Raw genomic sequence first — 20,774 nt, forward strand, 5'->3', positions numbered from 1 at the left:
TGGATATAAAAGAAATTATATTTTAAATTTGCCAAAAAATTTAGATAAATAAATGGAAATAGAAATTTCCTCATGCGAACATCTAGTGTATGTGAGTGAAATACAGCAGGAAATGTATGATTCTGCACAGCGTAGAGGAACGGGAATCGCAAAACGTTCCATAGAATATTTGAGCAAGAAGATTTCAGAGGGCAATGCTGTGGTAGCCACTGAAAACGGGGAGTGGGTAGGTTTCTGTTATATAGAGACCTGGTCACACGGGAAGTTTGTGGCCAATTCGGGACTGATTGTGTCGCCGAAATTCAGGAACGGAGGAGTAGCGACTCAGATCAAGCAGAAAGTTTTCCAGTTATCTAGAGATAAATATCCTGATGCGAAAGTATTTGGATTAACAACAGGTTTGGCAGTAATGAAAATCAATAGTGATTTAGGATATAAGCCGGTCATCTATTCTGAACTGACTCAAGATGAGGAATTCTGGAATGGCTGCAAAAACTGTGTGAACTACGAGATCTTGATGATGAAGGAGCGCAAAAACTGTTTATGTACAGCCATGCTGTTTGTTCCTGACAATATAAAAAAGAATGAGGCGGTAAAAAATGATCAGCCTGAAAATAAATATAATGAATTGAGCCAGACAGATTTTACATATTCTGTACAGAATCCTGCTGGGGAATTCAATGCGGCAATTAATAAAAATAAAAAGAATCCAGATGAAAAAGAAAGTCATCTTAGCGTTTAGCGGAGGTTTAGATACTTCCTACTGTGCTAAATATCTTAGTGAAACACTAGGGTATGATGTGTATGCAGTTACTGTAAATACCGGAGGTTTTTCAAAAGAAGAGGAAAAAGAATTGGAAAGAAAAGCCTTAAACCTTGGGGTAAAAGAATACAGGTGTGTAGACGCTCAGGAAGATTATTACAATTCATGTGTGAAATATCTGATTTTCGGGAATGTATTGAAGAATAATACCTATCCTCTTTCTGTAAGTGCTGAGCGTACCATTCAGGCGCAGGAGATTGCAAAATATGCTATTGAAGTACAGGCTGATGCCATTGCTCATGGAAGTACAGGAGCAGGAAATGACCAGGTTCGTTTTGACCTGATCTTTCAGGTGATGTGTCCGAATATCGAAATCATTACGCCTATCCGTGATATGGCTTTATCGCGTGAAGAAGAGATTGAGTTTTTGAAGGAACATGGATATGAAATGGAATTCCAGAAAGCACAATATTCAGTAAATAAAGGGCTTTGGGGAACTTCCGTAGGAGGTAAAGAAACACTAACTTCAAGAAATTATCTGCCGGAAGAAGCTTTTCCGTCACAAATAAAAGAAACCGAGCCTTCAGAACTGGAGATCGAATTTAAAAAAGGTGAAGTAGTAGGAGTAAATGGAGAAAGTTTTGAACATTCCGTATATGCTATTCAAAAAATAGAAGAACTGGCTTCAGCGTACGGAATCGGGCGTGATATCCACGTGGGAGATACCATTGTTGGAATCAAAGGACGGGTAGGATTTGAAGCAGCGGCAGCATCGGTGATCATCAAAGCGCATCATTTATTAGAGAAACATACACTTTCAAAATATCAGCAAATGATGAAGTCCCAGTTATCCGACTGGTATGGAAACTGGCTTCATGAGGCTCTTTTCTTAGATCCTGTCATGAGAAATATTGAGTCTTTCCTGACCGATTCTCAGAAAACAGTAAGCGGGAAAGTATTTGTAACCCTTCATCCCTACAGATTTATTCTTAATGGAATTGAGTCTGATCATGACCTGATGTCCGATCAATTCGGAAGTTATGGTGAGGCCAACAGAGCATGGTCGGGAGAGGATGTGAAAGGATATACAAAGATTGTAAGCAATTCTTTAAATATATACCACCAGATTAACCAGAATATCAACTAGTTCCGAAGGGACGATTTAATGAAAGGCAGAACAAAATTCTGTCAGAATCAAAATGAAGAAAACAGTAGGAATTATAGGTGCCAACGGTTATACAGGAAGTGAGCTGATACGCTTACTGGCTTTTCATCCCCATGTGACATTGAGTTTTTTATATAGTCGTTCGAATTCGGGAACAAGCATTTCTGATCTGTACCCGGATTTAACGACGGTCTGTGAAATGGTTTTAACAGATAAACCTGAAGATGTAGATATTCTTTTTCTGTGTCTGCCTCATAAAGAAAGTCAAAACTGGTTAACGCAGAATCCTGTTAAAGAGGAAACGTTGGTGATTGATCTTGGAAACGATTTCCGTTTAGAAGGAAATTTCGGAAACAGAGATTTTATCTACGGATTACCGGAAATCAATAAAAAACAACTGATGGGGGCTAAAAGTATTGCCAACCCGGGATGTTTTGCAACAGCAATTCAATTGGCCTTATTGCCATTGGCAGAAAAAGGAATGTTAAATGAGATTTTTACCACAGGGATTACAGGTTCTACAGGAGCCGGACAGTCCTTGCAGGCAACGACTCATTTTACATGGAGAAATGATAATGTATCAGCCTATAAAACATTAACTCATCAGCACGTAGATGAGATTTTGCAGCAGCTGGTTTCATTCAATAATAAAGAAGTAAACCTGAATTTTGTTCCATGGAGAGGAGATTTTGCAAGAGGGATTTTTACAAGTTCCACCATGAAGACGGATTTGGAGCTGGAGGAAATAGAACAGATGTATCAGGATTTTTATGCGGAGGAGCCTTTCGTTACCATAAGTAGGAAGGCGGTTGATTTAAAGCAGGTTGTCAATACTAATCGCTGTGTGATTCAGATCGAAAAGAGTGGAAATGTTGCCGTTGTTCACTCAGCGATTGACAATTTGTTGAAAGGTGCTTCGGGACAGGCGGTCCAGAATATGAATCTGGCCATGAACTGGGACGAAAATGCGGGACTGAACCTGAAACCGATAGCATTCTAAGGTACAAGTAAAATGTACGGGAACGCAAAATCTCGAATCCCGTATCATTAAACATTTATCAATTATCATTTATAAAAAGACATGAATTTATTCAACGTATATCCATTATTCAACATCAATCCGGTAAAGGCTCAGGGATCATTTCTTTGGGATGATAAAGGAGAAAAATATCTTGATTTCTACGGAGGTCATGCGGTAATCTCTATTGGCCATAATCATCCGTATTATCAGAATAAGCTGAAAGATCAGCTGGAAAAAATATCTTTTTATTCCAATTCTGTTCAGAATGAATTGCAGAGTGAGCTGGCAGAAAAGCTGGGTGAGCTTTCAGGATATGAAGAGTATAACCTTTTCTTATGTAATTCGGGAGCTGAAGCCAATGAAAACGCTTTAAAACTGGCTTCATTTCATAACGGGAAAAGCAAAGTGCTGTATTTCTCAGGCTCATTCCATGGAAGAACTTCTGCAGCGGTTTCGGTAACAGATAATCCGAAAATTGTAGCTCCGGTTAATTTTTCCGAAAGATTTATCAAATCAGAATGGAACGATATAAAGCAGCTTGAAGAAACTTTCGAACTTCACGGAAATGAAATTTCTTCTGTGATCATCGAAGGAATTCAGGGTGTAGGAGGAATTATGATTCCGACACCCGAATTTTTATCTAAAATCAAAGAGCTGTGCGAAAAATATGATGCTGTTCTTATTTTGGATGAGGTGCAGTCCGGATACGGAAGAAGCGGATATTTCTTTGCGCATCAGGAATTTGATGTAAAAGCAGATATCATTACTACAGCAAAAGGAATGGGGAATGGATTTCCTGTAGGCGGAGTTTTGATCCATCCTAAATTTCAGGCAAGCAACGGTTTGCTGGGAACCACATTTGGAGGAAATCACCTTGCCTGCGCTGCTTCTATTGCTGTGCTGGATGTGATGAAAGATGAAAATCTTATCGAAAATGCTCAGGAAATGGGTGAGTATATTGAAAATGAAATTAAAGATTTGCCACATATTAGATCGATCCGAAGGAAAGGATTGATGATTGGAATAGAACTTGACAGGGACTGTTCTGAAGTAAGGAAAGAATTACTGTTCGGTCATCATATTTTCACCGGAAACTCTAATGATAAAACAGTGTTGAGGATTCTTCCGGCACTTAATATCAAAAAAGAGGAAACGGATCTTTTCATCAATGCTTTGAAAACAGTGCTTGGAAATATTTAAAAGGCAAAATGACGAAATAGCAAAAAGGTTAAAAAGCTTTAACGCTGCGTTTGTCATTCTGATTGTAACGAAGTGAAATGAAGAATCTCTTAAAATATAATAATGCAAGATTCTTTCTTCGTCAGAATGACAAAAACAAATGTCAATTGCTGAGTGAAACGCCCTTGTGAACGAAAAAAGGATCGGTGAAAAGTTTTGCGCCCTTGCGTTAAAACTCTCAAAAATGTGTAAACACAATCTTTAAAATCAATTCAAAATGAAGAAATTTACCTCTGTAAGTGATGTGGAAAACTTACAGGAAATCATAAAAAAAGCTTTAGAAATAAAAGCAAATCCCCTTACCGAAACAGAAAAAGGAAAGGGAAAAACAATCGGGCTTGTATTTTTAAATTCAAGTTTAAGAACCCGTCTGAGCAGTCAGATTGCCGCTCAGAATCTTGGGTTGAATGTATTGACATTAAATGCAGCCCAGGAAGCCTGGAACCTTGAATTTGCTGACGGAGCCGTTATGAACGGTGATACCGTAGAGCACATCAAAGATGCCATTGAAGTGTTGAATCAATATTGTGATATCATTGCGGTGCGTTGTTTTGCAGGAATGAAAAGCAAAGAGGATGATGTGAATGAAAGTATCTTAAGCCAGTTTGAGAAGCATGCAAATGTGCCTGTGATTTCTCTGGAATCAGCTACGCGCCACCCGCTGCAAAGTCTGGCGGACTGCATCACGATTACAGAAAACTGGAAAAAAGATCACAAGCCGAAAGTGGTATTAACATGGGCGCCGCACATCAAACCTATCGCGCACGCTGTTGGAAACTCTTTCGCCGAGTGGATGCAGGAAATGGATGTTGAGTTGGTTATTGCCAATCCCGAAGGGTATGATTTAGATAAAAACTTTACCAAAGATGTAAAGGTAATCCATGATCAGGATGAAGCTTTGAAAGATGCAGACTTTATTTATGTGAAAAACTGGTCTTCTTTTGATGATTATGCTGCAATGCCGGAAGTAAAAGGCGACTGGATGCTTACCAACGAGAAACTAGCCGGTACCAATAATGCAAAAGTGATGCACTGCCTTCCGGTTCGTCGTAATGTGGAACTGAGCGATGAGGTAATGGATGGAGAGCATTCTATCATTTATCAGCAGGCTAAAAACCGTATTTTCTCTGCACAGGCGGTGTTCAGTGAAATTTTAGATGAATTGAAAGCTTAAAAAATAATCCTTGTCAAGGTTCAAAACCTTGACAAGGATAGGAAATAGCAAGGATCTCAAAAACGATTACAATGAAAGAAAAGTTATACATCATAAAAATTGGCGGAGCTTTAATTGACGATGAGGAATTATTAACCCAATTTCTAGAGCAATTTTCTGAAATTCAGGAAAAGAAAATCCTTGTACATGGTGGAGGTAAATTGGCGACAACACTTGCTGACAAACTGGGAATCGAGCAGAAAATGATCAATGGAAGAAGGATTACGGATAAAGAAACTCTGGATATTGTAACGATGGTGTATGCGGGAGGAATCAATAAAAATATTGTTGAAAAGCTGCAGCAGAAAAAATGCAATGCCATAGGTTTTTCCGGAGCAGACGGAAACTTAATTAAAGCTAAGAAAAGAGAACATCCTGAAATAGACTTTGGATTTGTGGGAGATATTACCAAGAAAAGTGTAAACAGGAAGCTGGTTTCAAAACTTATCAAGTTGGATCTTGTTCCGGTATTTTCAGCGATCACTCACGACAGAAAAGGAAATCTTTTCAATACCAATGCGGATACCATTGCTTCTGTGATCGCGCAGGCTTTGTCAGAGAAATATGAAGTCGAACTTTTGTATTGTTTTGATAAGGAAGGAGTTTTAGAGGATGTCAACGATCCGGAATCAGTGATCAAAAGTGTGACTGAAGAAGACTTTACCGTATTAAAAGAAGAAGGAAAACTTCACAAAGGGATTTTACCCAAACTTGAAAATGCTCTCGGAGCGATAAAGAATAATGTCAATAAAGTGTTTCTGATCAAAGAAACAGAACTGAAAAACCATATAGAAAATCATCATGCAGGAACTGAAATCTGTTTATAATAAAGAAGAACTGTTGAATAACGCAGTTGGATTGCTTAAGAATTTGATTGAAATTCCTTCATTCAGTAAAGATGAATTCAATACGTCGGTAGAGATTGAGAATTTTTTCAAAAAACACCAGATTCCTACAAAGCGTTTTAAAAATAATATCTGGGCGGTGAACAAGCACTTTGATGTATTCAAGCCCTCTGTTTTGCTGAATACCCATCACGATACAGTGAAACCCAATAAAGCTTACACGCTTGATCCGTTTGTACCTATTGAGAAAGAGGGTAAACTGTTCGGATTGGGAAGCAATGATGCCGGAGCTTCTCTGGTTGCTATGGCGCAGGTTTTTTTACATTTTTATGATAAAGAAGATTTAAAATATAATTTAGTTATTGCTTTGACGGCCGAGGAGGAGATTTCAGGATTTGATGGAATCGAAGCCTTATTTCCGCAGCTACCCAACGTAGAGCTTGCCATTGTAGGAGAACCCACGCAGATGAACCTGGCGATTGCAGAAAAAGGACTTCTTGTGATTGATGGAGAAATGAAAGGAACTCCTTCTCATGCCGCTCATCCTAATGATGATAACTCAATTGTAAAATGTATGCAGGATCTGCAGAATATTCTTTCCTTTAAATTTCCAAAGGTTTCAGAATACCTGGGAGAAGTTAAAGTTACCTTATCAGGAATTCATGCAGGAGTACAGCATAATGTTGTTCCGGAATCGTGCAATTTTACACTGGATGTGAGGGTGACAGATGAATACTCCAATCAGGAAGCATTTGAAATCATTCAGTCTCAGATGAAATCTGCACTGACGGCAAGATCTTTCAGACTCAATTCTTCAAAGATCGAAATGGATCACCCGTTTGTAAAAGCTGGAATTGAAATCGGAAGGACCACTTACGGATCACCTACCTCTTCAGATCAGGCAATTATACCATGCACATCAGTGAAGTTGGGGCCTGGAGACAGTAGGCGCTCCCATACTGCGGATGAATTTATCTATATCCATGAAATAGAAGAAGGAATAGAAATCTACATCAGCATTTTAGAAAAAGTGTTATAAAAAGAGAATTTAGTAACTAGAAACTAAAAGTTAGTAAAAAGGGCCACATAAAGGCTATAACTAATTTCTAACCTCTAATTTTCTAACCTCTAAAATATATGTTTTGACTCCGTCCGGCAGGCGCTAGAAGTTTAGTTTTTAATAAGATTTATGCAAAAAAGAAAATTAGAAATGAAAACTTTACATAAGGAAATGTTTTTTTATAGTTAATAGTAATAAGGATTGCCTTGCCGGGCATGTCAAGACCAACAAATATTTAAATCAAATATTATCATGAAAAAAATATGGCAGAAGGATGACCTTGCCACCAATATATTAGTCAATAACTTTACAGTCGGTAAAGATCTTGACTTTGACGAACGTTTAGCCAAGTATGATGTTAAAGGTTCTATGGCCCATTGCAAAATGCTGGCAGAAACCGGGATTATCGCTCAGGAAGAATCAGAACAGATGTTATCTGTTTTAAACAGTATTTTATATAAAATTGAAGAAGGTAGTTTTGAAATTGATAAGGATGCTGAGGATATCCATTCTCAGGTAGAAGCTATTCTTATAGAAGAATTAGGAGATACGGGAAAGAAAATCCATACTGCGAGATCAAGAAATGACCAGGTTTTACTGGATATCAAATTGTATTTGCTGGATGAAATCCGTGAGATTACAGTGCTTACTGACGAATTTTTCCAGATCTTAATTCAACTGGCGGATCAGCATAAAAACATTCTGCTTCCTGGGTACACCCACTTGCAGATTGCGATGCCTTCATCATTCGGATTGTGGTTTGGTGCTTATGCCGAAGCCCTTTTGGATGATGTGGAAATGCTGTTTTCAGTAAAAAATATTATTAATAAAAACCCATTGGGATCGGCAGCAGGATATGGATCGTCTTTTCCGATTAATCGTGAAAGCACAACATATAACCTGGGCTTCCAGTCAATGAATTATAACTCGGTATATGCGCAGATGACCAGAGGTAAGTCAGAAAAGATGCTGTCTATGGCGATGGCTACTTTGGCAGGAACACTTGGAAAGTTTGCTTACGATGTATGTCTGTATCTGAGCCAGAATTTCGATTTTATCAGCTTTCCAAAGGAATTTACTACAGGAAGCAGCATTATGCCTCACAAAAAGAATCCGGACATTTTTGAGCTGGTTCGTGCACGGTGCAACAGAATTCAGTCTCTTCCAAACGAACTGATCCTTTTAACAAGCAATCTGCCTTCAGGGTATCACAGAGATGTGCAGCTGACAAAGGAAATTCTTTTCCCTGCGATAGATTCTTTAAAGGAGTGTCTTGAGATTTTAAGCTATACCTTACCGAATATTCAGGTAAAGGATGGAATTCTGGAGGATGAGAAATACAAATACCTTTTCAGTGTGGAAAAGATCAATGAGGAGGTGAAAAATGGAAGTTCATTCCGGGATGCTTATGTAAAAGTAGGGCAGGAGATTGAAAACAATGAGTTTGAATTTGAACCCGGAAATCTTGAACATACCCACCAGGGAAGTATTGGAAATCTTTGTCTGGACAAAATAGAATATCAGTTCAATAAACTGAAAAATAAATTATTGGGTTAGAATCTAAGCCATTAGGGTCATCAGAAACTTAAGCAAAAATCAGTGGAATTTCTAAATTATTTTAGCCTGCTGTCTTTTCGTTGTGGAAACCTTAATCTTATAAATCTTATCTGCTTAAGTGACCTTAATGGTTTGATTTTATTCCGCTCTTTGAATTTGATGATTGATCTTTAAACTGACTATGGTTGGAAATTGAAAGTAAAGCTGCTGCATAAAATTTTATAGGATATAAAATCTTTGCGCCTTAAAGCATAAAGTTAATAAATTTCTTTTGCGTCTTCTAACAAAATAGTAGAAATGAAAAGTGTTGGTATACGCAAAGGCGCAAGGAATTGTATAATAGATATTACCTTTAAGACGCAAGAAAATCAAAGATTTTCATTAATTGAAATAGGAATGAATAATGAATTTAAAATAAAAAGGATTATTCCAGATCAATTTTGAATTTGGTAGATTTTTTTACCTCGTGAAGCACAATGGAACTGTGGTATTGCCCGATATTGGGAATGTTTGAAATAACATTAACCGCAAATTCGTTATAAGAATTGATGTCCTTGGCAATGATCTTCAGCATATAGTCATACTCTCCGGAAAGACTGATGATTTCCTGTACTTCATCATATTTTCCGATATGTTTCTCAAAAGTTTCCAATACTTTCTTGGATTGTTCCTTGAGACGAACATTACAGTAGACCACGATATTTAAACCCAGTTTTTCACGGTTTAAAAGCCCGACATACTTCTGAATGATCCCCTGTTTCTCCAATTGTTTGATTCGCTCATACGTAGGAGTGAAGGTAAGACCTATCTTTTCGGAAATTTCTTTAACCGATAGTGTAGAGTCTTCCTGAATAATGCTGAGAATCATTTTGTCTTTTAAATCCATAGAATATATTTGAGTGTTAACAAAAATATTAATTTTAAATGAGAATAAGGAAATACTAAAGTTTTAAATTTATTTTAAACATAATTTTTGTAGGTTCATAAAATTGTTGTATCTTTGCACCTAATGAATAAAAAAGCATTTATATCATTAGATTTACCGGGCGAAAGCGCCCTTTACGATATTTATTGTTATTAAGCGAAGATAGTTGTCTTCGCTTTTTTTTATGCCAAAAAATAAGAATTATGTTTACGATTACAGAACTAAGCACCGAGAGAATCAACAGTATACTGACAGAAGCAATGGCTTTTGCCAATGGTAAAACTGCTAAAATTGAAGGAGAAGTTTTTTGCTCAAACCTTTTCTTCGAAGACAGCACAAGAACAAAAACAAGTTTTGATCTTGCAGAAAGAAAACTGGGGCTTCAGGTAGTTCCTTTTGATGCATCACACAGTTCGGTAAACAAAGGAGAAAGTCTTTATGATACTGTAAAGACCATTGAAAGCATAGGAGTAAACCTTGTAGTGATCCGCGATAAAAAAGACAGATACTTCGAGGAACTGAAAAATATTAATATTCCGGTGATCAACGGAGGAGACGGAACTGGAAACCATCCTTCACAATGCATGCTGGATCTGCTGACCATCTATCAGGAATTCGGAAAGTTTGAAGGGATGAAAGTAGGAATTGTAGGGGATGTAAAACACAGCCGCGTAGCCAACTCAAATGCAGAGGCACTGAGAAGATTGGGTGCTAAAGTTTACTTCTCAGGACCGGAACAATGGTTTGACGAAGGAGCCCTGATCAACGGAACTTATATGTCCGTAGATGAACTGATCGGTGAAGTGGATGTTCTGATGCTGTTAAGAATACAACATGAAAGACATGATTCAGCAATGAGTTTCACCGCTTCGGAATACCATAAGAGATATGGGCTGACTAAAGAAAGAGAACATGCGATGAAAAAAGAAGCCATCATCATGCATCCGGCTCCAATCAACAGAGGAGTAGAGATAGATTCCGACCTTGTAGAATGCGGAAGATCAAGAGTCTTCAAACAGATGCAAAACGGAGTATTCGCCAGAATGGCGATTTTGAAAGATGCGCTGGAAAGCAAAGGATATACCTTTAAGTAATTGTAAGAAGTAAAATGTACAAAGTACAATGTAAAGTAAAATGTAAAGAATACATTATAGATTTTACAGATGATATTGTACAAAAGAAAAATAATAGAAAATCTAATTTTTAAAAATGAAGAAAAAATTAATACTGGAGTCCGGTGAAGTGTTTCATGGAGAAGGTTTCGGAGCTGAATTGGAAACTGCAGGAGAAGTAGTTTTCAATACCGGAATGACAGGGTATCAGGAATTGATTTCTGATCCGTCGTATTGCGGTCAGATAGTTTGTATGACCTATCCGCTTATCGGAAATTATGGTATTAACCGTGATGATTATGAAAGTATTGAGCCGGCAATCAAAGGGCTTATCGTAAAAGAACTTTGCGATCTTCCTTCCAATTTCCGTACTCAGATTACTTTAGATGAATTATTTAAAAAGAAAAACCTTTCAGGAATTTCAGGAATTGACACCAGAAGGCTGACAAGAGTTCTTCGTAACCATGGAGTGGTAAAAGGAAAAATTGTAAACGCTGATGCAGATGAAGCTGCAGTAGCTTCTGAACTGAAAACAACAGTTTTCCCAACCAATCAGGTAGAAGAGGTTTCTACAAAAACACCTTACGCTAACCCAAACAGAGGTTTCAAAGTGGTATTGGTAGATTTCGGTGCCAAACTGGGAATTATCAGAGAATTATCTCAAAGAAACTGTGATATCATTGTGGTTTCTCAGGATACCACAGCAGAAGAAATCCTGTTGATGGATCCGGACGGAATTATGTTGTCAAACGGTCCTGGTGATCCGGAAGATGTACCGCATGCTTTAGATATGATCAGAGGATTGTTAGGAAAAGTTCCAATCTTCGGAATCTGCTTAGGTCACCAGTTAATTGGTCTTGCCTGCGGAGCGAAAACGTTCAAACTGAAATTCGGACATAGAGGAGGAAACCACCCGGTATTGGATTTAGAGAAAAATACAGTAGCCATTACTTCTCAAAACCACGGATATGCGGTAGATCAGGAAAGTTTAAAAGGAACAGACCTTATCGAAACGCACATCGCATTGAACGACAGAACAAACGAAGGGCTAAAACACAAAATCCACCCTTGCTTCTCAGTTCAGTACCACCCTGAAGCGAGCCCGGGTCCTGAGGATGCAAACTACCTGTTTGATGAGTTTATCGATTTAATGTACCAATTTAAAAATGTACCAGTTTAACAATAATTAAAATGATCAATTTCGAAAACAATCCTTTAATTGAAAAGACTGTTAAGTTCTCATTAGACATTATAGAGTACTGTGAATTATTGGAAAGTAAAAAGAAATTTATTATTGCTAAACAATTATTACGTTCCGGAACAAGTATTGGAGCAAATTCTTTTGAAGCACAAAATCCATACAGTAAAAAGGATTTTGTGAATAAAATCAAAATTGCGGCTAAAGAGCTTGAAGAAACAAAATATTGGTTATATCTGTGTAAACACTCTCAAAGTTATCCATTTAATGAAAATTTGGAAGCGCAGATTATAGAAATTGGAAAGATTATTTATAAAATTTTAAGCACGAGTTTATCAAATGAAAACAGTTAGTAACATTGTTACACTGTTAGACTGATAAATTGTTACATTTTAAACCCCTATGAAAAGAAACGATATAAAAACAATTTTAGTAATCGGTTCAGGACCTATCATCATCGGTCAGGCAGCTGAATTTGATTACGCAGGAACGCAGGCTTGTCTGTCTCTGAAAGAAGAAGGCTACAAGGTAATTTTGATCAACTCAAACCCTGCAACGATCATGACGGATGTGGAAATCGCAGATAAAGTATATATTGAGCCGATTTCATTACAGTTTGTAAGCCACATCATCAGAAAAGAGCGCCCGGATGCATTATTACCGACGCTGGGAGGCCAGACAGGTCTGAACATGGCCGTAGAATTGGAGAAATCAGGAATTCTTGAAGAGTGCAAAGTAGAAGTATTGGGAACAAAGCTTTCTGCGATCAACAGAGCAGAAGACAGAGACCTTTTCCGTGAGCTGATGAGAGAACTGAACGAACCGGTGCCGGAATCTGATATCGTAAATACAGTAGAAGGAGCCCTTGCTTTTGCGGATGAAATCGGTTATCCTGTAATTGTTCGTCCTGCCTTTACAATGGGAGGAACAGGAGGTGGTATCGCTTCCACAGAAACTGAATTGAAAGAAATTGCTGAACTGGGATTAAAGCACAGCCCGGTTACACAGTGTCTTATTGAAAAATCAATCGCAGGTTTCAAAGAAATAGAATATGAAGTAATGCGTGATGCAAACGACAACGCCATTGTGGTTTGTAACATGGAAAATATAGATCCGGTAGGAGTTCACACAGGAGACTCTATCGTAGTGGCACCTTCTCAGACGCTTTCAGACAGAGAGTATCAGTTACTGAGAAACGCTTCATTGAAAATCATCAGAGCCTTAGGAATTGAAGGTGGATGTAACGTACAGTTAGCTTTAGATCCGCACTCATTCAACTATTATATCATTGAGGTAAATCCTAGAGTTTCCCGTTCATCGGCACTGGCAAGTAAGGCAACAGGATATCCTATTGCAAAGATTGCTGCAAAGATTGCTGTAGGATTAACGCTGGATGAAATCATGAACCCGGTAACAGGAAAAACTTATGCATGTTTTGAGCCTGCTCTTGACTATGTGGTAACAAAATTCCCAAGATTCCCATTCGATAAATTTGAAACGGCAGACAGAAGACTTTCCACCCAGATGAAAGCAACCGGTGAAGTAATGGCGATCGGAAGAAACCTTGAAGAATCTTTACAGAAAGCCATCCGTTCATTAGAAACAGGAATCAAGCATTTAGGATTAAAAACAAAGCAGGCTCAGGCACTTACTGCTGAAGAAATCGAAAGAAGAATCAGAGTGTGTGATGATGAGAGATTATTCATCATCGGGGATGCTTTAAGAAGAGGATACGACTGGGAACAGATCGTAGAATGGAGCAAGATTGACAAGTTCTTTATCTGGAAGCTTAAAAAGCTGGTTGATTTTGAAAAAGTAATCGCTGCCAACAAATTTGATAAAGAAACACTAACTGAAGCCAAGAGATTAGGTTTTGCAGATATCAATATTGCCGTTCTTTGGGAGGTAACAGAGCGTGAAGTCTTCAACTTCAGAAAAGAAAACGGTGTAATGCCGGTTTACAAAATGGTAGATACCTGCGCCGCTGAATTTGAAAGTGAAACCCCTTATTTCTACGGAACATACGAAGAAGAAAACGAAAGTGTAGTTTCTGACAAAGAAAAGATTGTTGTACTGGGTTCCGGACCAATCAGAATCGGACAGGGAGTTGAGTTTGACTACGCAACTGTTCACTCAGTATGGGCAATCAAAGAAATGGGGTATGAAGCGATTATCATCAACAACAACCCTGAAACAGTTTCTACAGACTTCTCAATCTCTGATAAACTATACTTCGAGCCACTTACTGAAGAAGATGTAATGAACATCATCGAGCTTGAAAAACCAAAAGGAGTAGTGGTACAGTTCGGAGGACAAACTGCGATCAACCTTGCAGATAAATTAGCCTCTCACGGAGTACAGATCCTGGGAACTTCCCTGGAAGATCTTGATAGAGCTGAAAACAGAGATAAATTTGAAAAAGCACTTCAGGAGCTTGGAATTCCTCAGCCAAAAGGAAGAACTTCAACTTCTAAAGAAGAAGCTATAAAAATTGCCAACGAAATCGGTTACCCGGTATTGGTGCGTCCAAGCTACGTTCTTGGAGGTAGAGCAATGGAAATTGTATACGCAGAATCAGAACTGGCTCATTATATGGAGCACGCTGTAGATGCGAGCCCTGAACACCCTGTTTTGGTAGACAAGTACATGGTAGGAAAAGAAATCGAAGTAGATGCCATCTGCGACGGTGAAACAGTGGTGATCCCTGGAATTATGGAGCATATCGAAAGAGCAGGAGTTCACTCCGGAGACTCTATCGCAGTATATCCGCCACAGAACATCTCTCAGAGTGAAATCGATACCTTGGTGGATTACACGAAGAGACTGGCAAAAGGACTGAATGTTATCGGATTGATGAATATCCAGTATGTTCTTTTTGAAGGGAATGTTTATGTAATCGAAGTCAACCCTCGTTCTTCAAGAACAGTTCCTTTCTTATCTAAAATTACGGATGTTCCTATGGCTAACCTTGCAACAAAGGCAATCTTAGGACAAAAGCTGAAAGACTTAGGTTACGAAAACGGATTGGTTCCAAACAAAGAAGGAGTTTTTGTAAAAGTGCCCGTATTCTCATTCTCTAAACTAACGAAAGTTGATATCTCCCTAGGGCCGGAAATGAAGTCTACAGGAGAAGTTATGGGGAAAGATACAACCCTTGAAAAAGCATTATACAAAGGATTGGTAGCAGCAGGAAGAAAAGTTCCTATGCACGGTTCTATCCTGTTCACAGTAGCAGATAAGCACAAAGAAGAAGCGGCAGCGCTTGCAGCAAGATTCCATGAAGTAGGATTCAGAATCTGGGCTACGGAAGGGACTGCTAAGTTCTTTGAAGAAAAAGGAATCCCTTGCAAGATCGGATACAAAATAGGAGAGGAAAATGTAAATCTTATCGACCTGATTCAGAAAGGAAAAGTTCAGTATGTTGTGAATACCACTACAAAAGGTAAACAGGCAGAAAGAGACGGATTCCAGATCAGAAGAATGAGTGTGGAAAACGGTGTTCCTTGTTTAACTTCAATGGATACGGTAGAAGCCATTCTAAAAGTAATCGAAAGCATGAGCTTCAAAATGGAGACGATGTAATTTTCGAACAGAAATAAATACTTAAATTCCGCAAGTTTTCTTGCGGAATTTTTTTATCATTTAATCTAAACACAGAGGATTCTGTTTATTTTTGCAAAAAACCATGTAAGCTAAAATTATATGAATGCAATTTTTAAAGGTATTTTGAGTGCTGTTTTTGTGCTCGTATTTTGCGGATGTTCAATCCCAACAGACTTTTATATTCAGAATTTAACAGAAACAAAAAAAACAGTAAAAGTTCATTATACAAAAAGAACCTTAGCTGAATTGGCAGAAGACTCATTTGGTACATTTAGTTTCAATTATGAGAATGAAATTGTAAATCCAAGTGTTTTCAAAAAAAATAAAAATTTAAAGTCCCTTGAAAAAAAAGTTGATAGTTCCGGAATAACGATAGAAATTGCACCTCATTCAACCGTACGAATTGAGAAAACCCATAATTATATGTGGGACTGGAATATTCTTGGTGTTGATATTGATAACCAGAATTACAATATAAATGAAATCAAAGAAAAGGCAGAAAAAGTTAAAGATGATTATATTTTTAAAATTGAATAAATGAACCAATAGTCAATAATTTATATACCAGAAAACAGACATTGGTAAAGGGATACTATATGAATTCTATTAAAAGAACTGTAGATCTGTATAAAATCGATAATTTAGGATCAGTAAATATATCCTAATTAAAAAATATAATGTCTTTATCAATCGCATTATGAAAAAAATAGCACTATACTCCATACTGTTTATCGGTTTATTATCCTGTAGTAACCATCCGGACTCTATTGAAAGTTCTTCAGCTTCTCAGGATGATAAGATCTTCATTGAAAATCTAAATATTCAAACCAGTTCTTTTACTGAGATTGATAGTACAGGGATTCTGATGTTCCCATTACAAATGGGGCAGAACCCAAGAAAGGATGGTGGCTATTCTTACAAAGAAATGCCTGATAACGGATATTGGAACATTGTTTTTCTCAATTCAAATACGAATGAGTATCATTTGCTCACCGAAAATAAAGTTTTGATTCTTAATTATGATTATAAATATAAGGCTGAAGAAGGGGTGAATTTTTCCCAGAAAACAGATCATATTTTTTATAATATAAGGAGTCAGGACTATAATAAAGATAAGATTATCAATGAAAAAGATCCTGTTTATCTGTTTGTTACTGACAAGCTCGGTAAGAATTTAAGACGGATTTCGCCGGCAAATTATAACCTAAATAATTGGAAGTATATTCGATCCTCCAATAAAGTTATTATGACAGCTACAAAAGATACTAACAACAATAATGAATTTGATGATAAGGATGAGATCTCAACTTTTGAAATTATTTTAGATCAATCCGAAACCCCAAAAGAAGTATTTCAGGCAGATATGAAAAATAAACTGAAGAAACTTTATGATAGAGATTGGAAAAGAATAAAGTAATAAGCAGTTTATATCATTTGTAAAATTAACTATGAATTAAAAGTTACCTCAAATAGAGAACGATGGAGTCTTAATAGTAAATGATAAAATAAAATTGATTCCGGGCTATTGCTGAAAATGCGCAATTTATTATTTACTGATTTCCGGACTTGATATCTGTTCTGATACTCTTGACATAAGTGCTTGGGGATACTCCCATAATTTTTTTAAAATTTCGGTTAAAACTGGTTTTGGAATTAAAGCCACATTCAAAAGCCAGTGATAACAAGGTGTACTGTTTGCTTTCAGGATGTGATAATAATTGTTTGAAAGCTTCTATTCTGAGTGTATTGACAAAATCATAAAAGTTTTTGCCTTCTTTCGAATTAATAATCTGAGAAAGGATTCCTGGAGAGATATTCATCATTCTGGCAAGATCTCCCAAAGTAAGTTCAGGATCTTTATAGCATTCATGCTCTTTCATCAAGTCTATTAATTTTGCCTGAATTTCAGAGGCTTTATCTTCACTTATCTTTGTCTTTTCATACTTGGTATAATCGGATTCCTCTGCAGAAATTCTCATTTTTTCGGGTTGGGAAGCTATTTCCAGGTCTATCGGAAGAATCACTTCGTGCGGTGGTAACGGGCTGGAGAAAACTCCTGTCTGATGAATCCCAAAGTATCCGATAAAGAAAATAAATAATGCCACGGCAACATACAGAGCCTGTACTGATTGTAAAAAAATCACGACAATCCAGATTATAGCCATTCCTGAAATCAGATAACGCATCCAGTTAAGGGTAATTTTATCTGTATTGGAGAATTGTCCTACAATATTCTGTTGATGCTTTTTCAGGAGTATAAGAGAGAATATCACGTAAACCACACCGGAAACCATAATAGCTGTAACCATTCCCAGAAATAGAGGTTTAAAGGCTGATAATGCAGAGATACTCGAATGTATTTCCGGTAATATAAAGGCTAATATGACTGCTGATAATACCGCAGGAATAAAATGAAGTAAATAATGCCAGCTGTAGCACTGTTGGTCACTTAGAAATAAAATGTACAGATATAAGAAAGGACCGTGCAGAAAGGGCAGTGGCATTTCCCAACCCATAAAGGCAGAAGTTTTATGGATTAGCCCGCAAGCATAGCATGCAATAAAAACCAGATGCACCAAAGCAAAAAAGAGCCAAATGCATAAAATCTTGTCTGCAGTGGTTTTTCTCCGTTTACTGATCAATATTATAAAAAGAAACAGCGAGATTGAAATTCCAGCTACGTAAATGAGTTGCCAGCTTGTTGCCATTATGATATAATAATCAAAAAAGTAAAAATAGCAAATAATAAGTCTGTATTCATCTTTTTTGTTAAGGAGGATTCATCTTCTGAAGTATTATCTTTTATCGGTATAGTTTAATACCTATTCCCATTTCTACATAGACCAGATTGCTTAAGGTGCCCTGAGGATAATAACGAATAGGACTTAGTGGAAAATAAAGCCTGGTATCAAATGTGTATCTTTTTTTTCCTAATGAGAATTCGTACATCAGACCATAATCAGCTAAAGTACTTTGAGTGCGGACCGTTATCTTATCCAGATCCGGATTTTCCATAGTTTCTTTAAAGGCGATATGTTTAATGCCTCCGAGTGCAAACAGACTGTGTCTTGATTTTTCTTTTTTTCCGTATAAAGAATAGCCTATTCCCAGCTTGTGTGAAAATGTATAATTATAATTAATTTTGATAAATTCAGGACTGTTTCCGGTGAGTAGAAAACTGATCATGGAATGTGAGACTATTAAAAATCCCTGATTCAACGGATAAAAAATTGCTACAGATAGTATAGGTTTCATAGGGGTTCCTGTTGCCCCTACAGCTGGTTTTACCTCAATAACAGCATTCTGCCTGGTAGAATCCTGCGCTTGTGCATAGGAAACAAGGGTAAAAATAAAAATGAATAACAGACGCATATAAAATATTAAAGTTGTTGAAAATAAAAAGAGATTGCTTTTTTAAGGTTGGTTTTTTTGGAGCCAAGGTGATCCAGCCCGTTAGCGATAGTATAATGGTGGGAGAATCCTTTATAATACTGGCCAAGGATGTGTCGGAATGATTCTATAGGAGGAAGCATTCCCCCTTCTTCAATCCCGCCTGCAGCTAGAAAGAATCTACCATTTCGGGTCTGATTGGCAATTCTGTTTTTTTTTTCATTGCTGAGAACAATTTGATCTCCTATCCAAAGCGAAGGACTTAAGCAAAGATAATTACCAAAAAGATCAGGATAATTGGTGAAGCAGTGTACTCCGAATAACCCACCTGCAGAATGCCCCAGGATTGTCCGGTCTTCCCTTAAATTAGCTGCATGAAAGTTCTTTTCCAATTGAGGAATCAATTCTTCATGAATTACCTTTACAAATTCATCAGCACGACCTTTTCCTTTTTTGAAGGGAACAGGAAGATAATCATCCAGTCGGTCATTACCCCAACCGATTCCTACAACCAGAATATCATTTCGATGGAAGTTTTCAGATTGCTTTTGAACTTCCCGTGCTACAAAATCAAAATCCCATTTTGAGTCCAGAACATAAATGGTTTTATATTTTTTTGCTGAAGTATAACCTTGAGGTAATGCCACTTTTATAGGATAATTACTTCCGTTGACAGCAGAACTGAGCGTAAATTCTCTTACAAGTTCTTGATCAAATTCGTTCTCCCGGCATGCTGTTAAAAGCGATAATACGCTTAATAAAATAATATAATATCTGCTCATGTCTTTTGATTTTCAATTGTTTAAATATCATAAAGATGAGGCAAAAATACAGATGCCGGCTATACAAAGCGCTTCATCCTATAAGGTGGTCGTTATTTTAATCAATTGATAATCAGTTAAATGATATTTTATTGATTATCATTTAAAAGAAATATCCTGAATAAGATTATGTATCCCTGGTTTCATTAAAAATCAGAGATACTAAATCATTGAATGAATTTCCGGTACCCATAATTTTATAATTCCTATATCATTTTATAAAAAGATCTTTAGAAAAAAATGGATTTTAATTTAGGTTACTTTTTTGCCGAATTATTTATAAATTAGAGCGTTAAAATTCAGGCCGTTATTACTATTTGAAAAACTAATAAAAATTCACCAAACCAAAATATAGCCATGGCAGAATATTACGCAAAATCAAAGAATTCTTTATCCTTTGAAATCACCAAAGAAAGCCAGATCATAGGCAGGCTTATTTATGAAAGCTGGTTTAAGTTTAATGCTGAGGTTGAAATTGCCAACCGTTTTTATCTCGTTGAGCCCAAAGGTTTCTGGGGAACCACTATTGAACTTAAAGACAATGAAAAAGTACTCCTGAAATTTCGCATGAACTGGAACGGTGAAATTGTAATACAGACTTATTTTGACAGTGTAAAAGAAGGTTTTCTTTTTAAGCACCGCGGAATCTTCAAAGAATCGTTTGTTCTTACCGATCAGCAGGGTAATGAACTTTTTGTAATGAAACCGCATCTCAAATGGAGCTCCATGAACTATGAATATCAGATTACCACAACAGAAAAATTCGAAATGTACCCGGCCAAAGAGATATTACTGATCAATGCATTGCACTGTGCCAATTATTATATGTCAATGATTGCTTCAGCAGTTGTATAATTGATGA

Annotated in this window: 19 protein-coding genes; 15 read left to right on the top strand and 4 right to left on the bottom strand. The window is 37.1% G+C overall.

Annotation, left to right across the window (positions count from 1 at the left end):
- The first annotated feature begins 52 nt into the window (after nt 1–52).
- From CRS_RS00310 to argH, 8 genes are all read left to right on the top strand, one after another.
- Nucleotides 53–742 carry a GNAT family N-acetyltransferase gene (locus CRS_RS00310; protein ID WP_142722108.1) on the top strand — a complete coding sequence of 230 codons (690 nt, stop codon included), beginning with the start codon at nt 53–55 and terminating at the stop codon, nt 740–742.
- Nucleotides 714–1,910 (top strand): argininosuccinate synthase, encoded by a 1,197-nt coding sequence (gene argG, locus CRS_RS00315; protein ID WP_142722109.1) that lies wholly within the window; start codon nt 714–716, stop codon nt 1,908–1,910. The genes CRS_RS00310 and argG overlap by 29 nt, the downstream gene beginning before the upstream one ends.
- A gap of 52 nt (nt 1,911–1,962) precedes the next feature.
- A complete protein-coding gene (argC, locus tag CRS_RS00320) occupies nt 1,963–2,928 on the top strand; it encodes an N-acetyl-gamma-glutamyl-phosphate reductase (protein WP_142722110.1) in 966 nt (321 codons plus the stop codon).
- An 81-nt stretch (nt 2,929–3,009) separates the two neighbouring features.
- The gene (locus tag CRS_RS00325; RefSeq protein WP_142722111.1) at nt 3,010–4,149 is read left to right on the top strand and encodes an aspartate aminotransferase family protein; all 1,140 of its coding nucleotides are present in this window, start codon (nt 3,010–3,012) and stop codon (nt 4,147–4,149) included.
- Nucleotides 4,150–4,405: 256 nt separating this feature from the next.
- Nucleotides 4,406–5,362 (top strand): N-acetylornithine carbamoyltransferase, encoded by a 957-nt coding sequence (locus CRS_RS00330; RefSeq protein ID WP_142722112.1) that lies wholly within the window; start codon nt 4,406–4,408, stop codon nt 5,360–5,362.
- Between the two features lie 71 nt (nt 5,363–5,433).
- Complete coding sequence (argB, locus tag CRS_RS00335; protein ID WP_142722113.1) at nt 5,434–6,228, top strand: acetylglutamate kinase; 795 nt, start codon at nt 5,434–5,436, stop codon at nt 6,226–6,228.
- Nucleotides 6,203–7,285: a M20 family metallo-hydrolase gene (locus CRS_RS00340; RefSeq protein WP_142722114.1), complete on the top strand. Its 1,083-nt coding sequence runs from the start codon at nt 6,203–6,205 to the stop codon at nt 7,283–7,285. The genes argB and CRS_RS00340 overlap by 26 nt, the downstream gene beginning before the upstream one ends.
- Nucleotides 7,286–7,558: 273 nt before the next feature.
- Nucleotides 7,559–8,863 carry an argininosuccinate lyase gene (gene argH, locus CRS_RS00345; protein ID WP_142722115.1) on the top strand — a complete coding sequence of 435 codons (1,305 nt, stop codon included), beginning with the start codon at nt 7,559–7,561 and terminating at the stop codon, nt 8,861–8,863.
- 424 nt (nt 8,864–9,287) lie between these two features.
- Here argH and CRS_RS00350 read toward each other — a convergent pair whose 3' ends face one another.
- Nucleotides 9,288–9,749 (bottom strand): Lrp/AsnC family transcriptional regulator, encoded by a 462-nt coding sequence (locus tag CRS_RS00350; RefSeq protein ID WP_045495405.1) that lies wholly within the window; start codon nt 9,747–9,749, stop codon nt 9,288–9,290.
- A 242-nt stretch (nt 9,750–9,991) separates the two neighbouring features.
- Between CRS_RS00350 and CRS_RS00355 the strand changes: the two genes are divergently transcribed.
- The 6 genes from CRS_RS00355 (at nt 9,992) to CRS_RS00380 (ending at nt 17,118) form a co-directional block, all read left to right on the top strand.
- Entirely contained in the window at nt 9,992–10,882 is an 891-nt protein-coding gene (locus CRS_RS00355) for an aspartate carbamoyltransferase catalytic subunit (protein ID WP_142722116.1), read from the top strand.
- 115 nt (nt 10,883–10,997) lie between these two features.
- The gene (locus CRS_RS00360; RefSeq protein ID WP_142722117.1) at nt 10,998–12,080 is read left to right on the top strand and encodes a carbamoyl phosphate synthase small subunit; all 1,083 of its coding nucleotides are present in this window, start codon (nt 10,998–11,000) and stop codon (nt 12,078–12,080) included.
- 11 nt (nt 12,081–12,091) lie between these two features.
- Nucleotides 12,092–12,451 (top strand): four helix bundle protein, encoded by a 360-nt coding sequence (locus CRS_RS00365; protein WP_142722118.1) that lies wholly within the window; start codon nt 12,092–12,094, stop codon nt 12,449–12,451.
- Between the two features lie 49 nt (nt 12,452–12,500).
- Entirely contained in the window at nt 12,501–15,680 is a 3,180-nt protein-coding gene (gene carB / locus CRS_RS00370) for a carbamoyl-phosphate synthase large subunit (protein WP_142722119.1), read from the top strand.
- A gap of 120 nt (nt 15,681–15,800) precedes the next feature.
- Nucleotides 15,801–16,238, top strand: coding sequence for a hypothetical protein (locus CRS_RS00375; RefSeq protein ID WP_142722120.1), 438 nt, complete (start codon nt 15,801–15,803; stop codon nt 16,236–16,238).
- Between the two features lie 160 nt (nt 16,239–16,398).
- Nucleotides 16,399–17,118: a hypothetical protein gene (locus tag CRS_RS00380; RefSeq protein WP_142722121.1), complete on the top strand. Its 720-nt coding sequence runs from the start codon at nt 16,399–16,401 to the stop codon at nt 17,116–17,118.
- Between the two features lie 133 nt (nt 17,119–17,251).
- Here the strand turns inward: CRS_RS00380 and CRS_RS00385 are convergent, their stop codons facing one another.
- From CRS_RS00385 to CRS_RS00395, 3 genes are all read right to left on the bottom strand, one after another.
- Nucleotides 17,252–18,217: a helix-turn-helix domain-containing protein gene (locus CRS_RS00385; RefSeq protein ID WP_172616964.1), complete on the bottom strand. Its 966-nt coding sequence runs from the start codon at nt 18,215–18,217 to the stop codon at nt 17,252–17,254.
- A gap of 286 nt (nt 18,218–18,503) precedes the next feature.
- Nucleotides 18,504–19,073: a hypothetical protein gene (locus CRS_RS00390; RefSeq protein WP_142722123.1), complete on the bottom strand. Its 570-nt coding sequence runs from the start codon at nt 19,071–19,073 to the stop codon at nt 18,504–18,506.
- Nucleotides 19,074–19,081: 8 nt separating this feature from the next.
- Nucleotides 19,082–19,873 (bottom strand): alpha/beta hydrolase, encoded by a 792-nt coding sequence (locus CRS_RS00395; RefSeq protein ID WP_142722124.1) that lies wholly within the window; start codon nt 19,871–19,873, stop codon nt 19,082–19,084.
- A 396-nt stretch (nt 19,874–20,269) separates the two neighbouring features.
- On the opposite strand from CRS_RS00395, the gene CRS_RS00400 reads away from it, so the two are divergent.
- Nucleotides 20,270–20,767, top strand: a complete 498-nt coding sequence (locus CRS_RS00400; RefSeq protein ID WP_142722125.1) for a hypothetical protein — start codon at nt 20,270–20,272, stop codon at nt 20,765–20,767.
- Nucleotides 20,768–20,774 lie beyond the last annotated feature (7 nt).

The organism is Chryseobacterium sp. ON_d1, from assembly GCF_006829085.1.
In the GTDB taxonomy this organism is placed as follows: Bacteria; Bacteroidota; Bacteroidia; order Flavobacteriales; family Weeksellaceae; genus Chryseobacterium.

Bases quoted from the DNA above. Each gene is read 5' to 3' on its own strand.
- CRS_RS00380 (WP_142722121.1), top strand. From the start codon at position 16,399: ATGAAAAAAATAGCACTATACTCCATACTGTTTATCGGTTTATTATCC.
- CRS_RS00400 (WP_142722125.1), top strand. From the start codon at position 20,270: ATGGCAGAATATTACGCAAAATCAAAGAATTCTTTATCCTTTGAAATC.
- argG (WP_142722109.1), top strand. From the start codon at position 714: ATGAAAAAGAAAGTCATCTTAGCGTTTAGCGGAGGTTTAGATACTTCC.
- CRS_RS00355 (WP_142722116.1), top strand. From the start codon at position 9,992: ATGTTTACGATTACAGAACTAAGCACCGAGAGAATCAACAGTATACTG.
- argC (WP_142722110.1), top strand. From the start codon at position 1,963: ATGAAGAAAACAGTAGGAATTATAGGTGCCAACGGTTATACAGGAAGT.
- CRS_RS00385 (WP_172616964.1), bottom strand. From the start codon at position 18,217: ATGGGTTGGGAAATGCCACTGCCCTTTCTGCACGGTCCTTTCTTATAT.
- CRS_RS00325 (WP_142722111.1), top strand. From the start codon at position 3,010: ATGAATTTATTCAACGTATATCCATTATTCAACATCAATCCGGTAAAG.
- argH (WP_142722115.1), top strand. From the start codon at position 7,559: ATGAAAAAAATATGGCAGAAGGATGACCTTGCCACCAATATATTAGTC.
- CRS_RS00360 (WP_142722117.1), top strand. From the start codon at position 10,998: ATGAAGAAAAAATTAATACTGGAGTCCGGTGAAGTGTTTCATGGAGAA.
- argB (WP_142722113.1), top strand. From the start codon at position 5,434: ATGAAAGAAAAGTTATACATCATAAAAATTGGCGGAGCTTTAATTGAC.
- CRS_RS00365 (WP_142722118.1), top strand. From the start codon at position 12,092: ATGATCAATTTCGAAAACAATCCTTTAATTGAAAAGACTGTTAAGTTC.
- CRS_RS00350 (WP_045495405.1), bottom strand. From the start codon at position 9,749: ATGGATTTAAAAGACAAAATGATTCTCAGCATTATTCAGGAAGACTCT.
- CRS_RS00395 (WP_142722124.1), bottom strand. From the start codon at position 19,873: ATGAGCAGATATTATATTATTTTATTAAGCGTATTATCGCTTTTAACA.
- CRS_RS00375 (WP_142722120.1), top strand. From the start codon at position 15,801: ATGAATGCAATTTTTAAAGGTATTTTGAGTGCTGTTTTTGTGCTCGTA.
- CRS_RS00310 (WP_142722108.1), top strand. From the start codon at position 53: ATGGAAATAGAAATTTCCTCATGCGAACATCTAGTGTATGTGAGTGAA.
- CRS_RS00390 (WP_142722123.1), bottom strand. From the start codon at position 19,073: ATGCGTCTGTTATTCATTTTTATTTTTACCCTTGTTTCCTATGCACAA.
- CRS_RS00330 (WP_142722112.1), top strand. From the start codon at position 4,406: ATGAAGAAATTTACCTCTGTAAGTGATGTGGAAAACTTACAGGAAATC.
- carB (WP_142722119.1), top strand. From the start codon at position 12,501: ATGAAAAGAAACGATATAAAAACAATTTTAGTAATCGGTTCAGGACCT.
- CRS_RS00340 (WP_142722114.1), top strand. From the start codon at position 6,203: ATGCAGGAACTGAAATCTGTTTATAATAAAGAAGAACTGTTGAATAAC.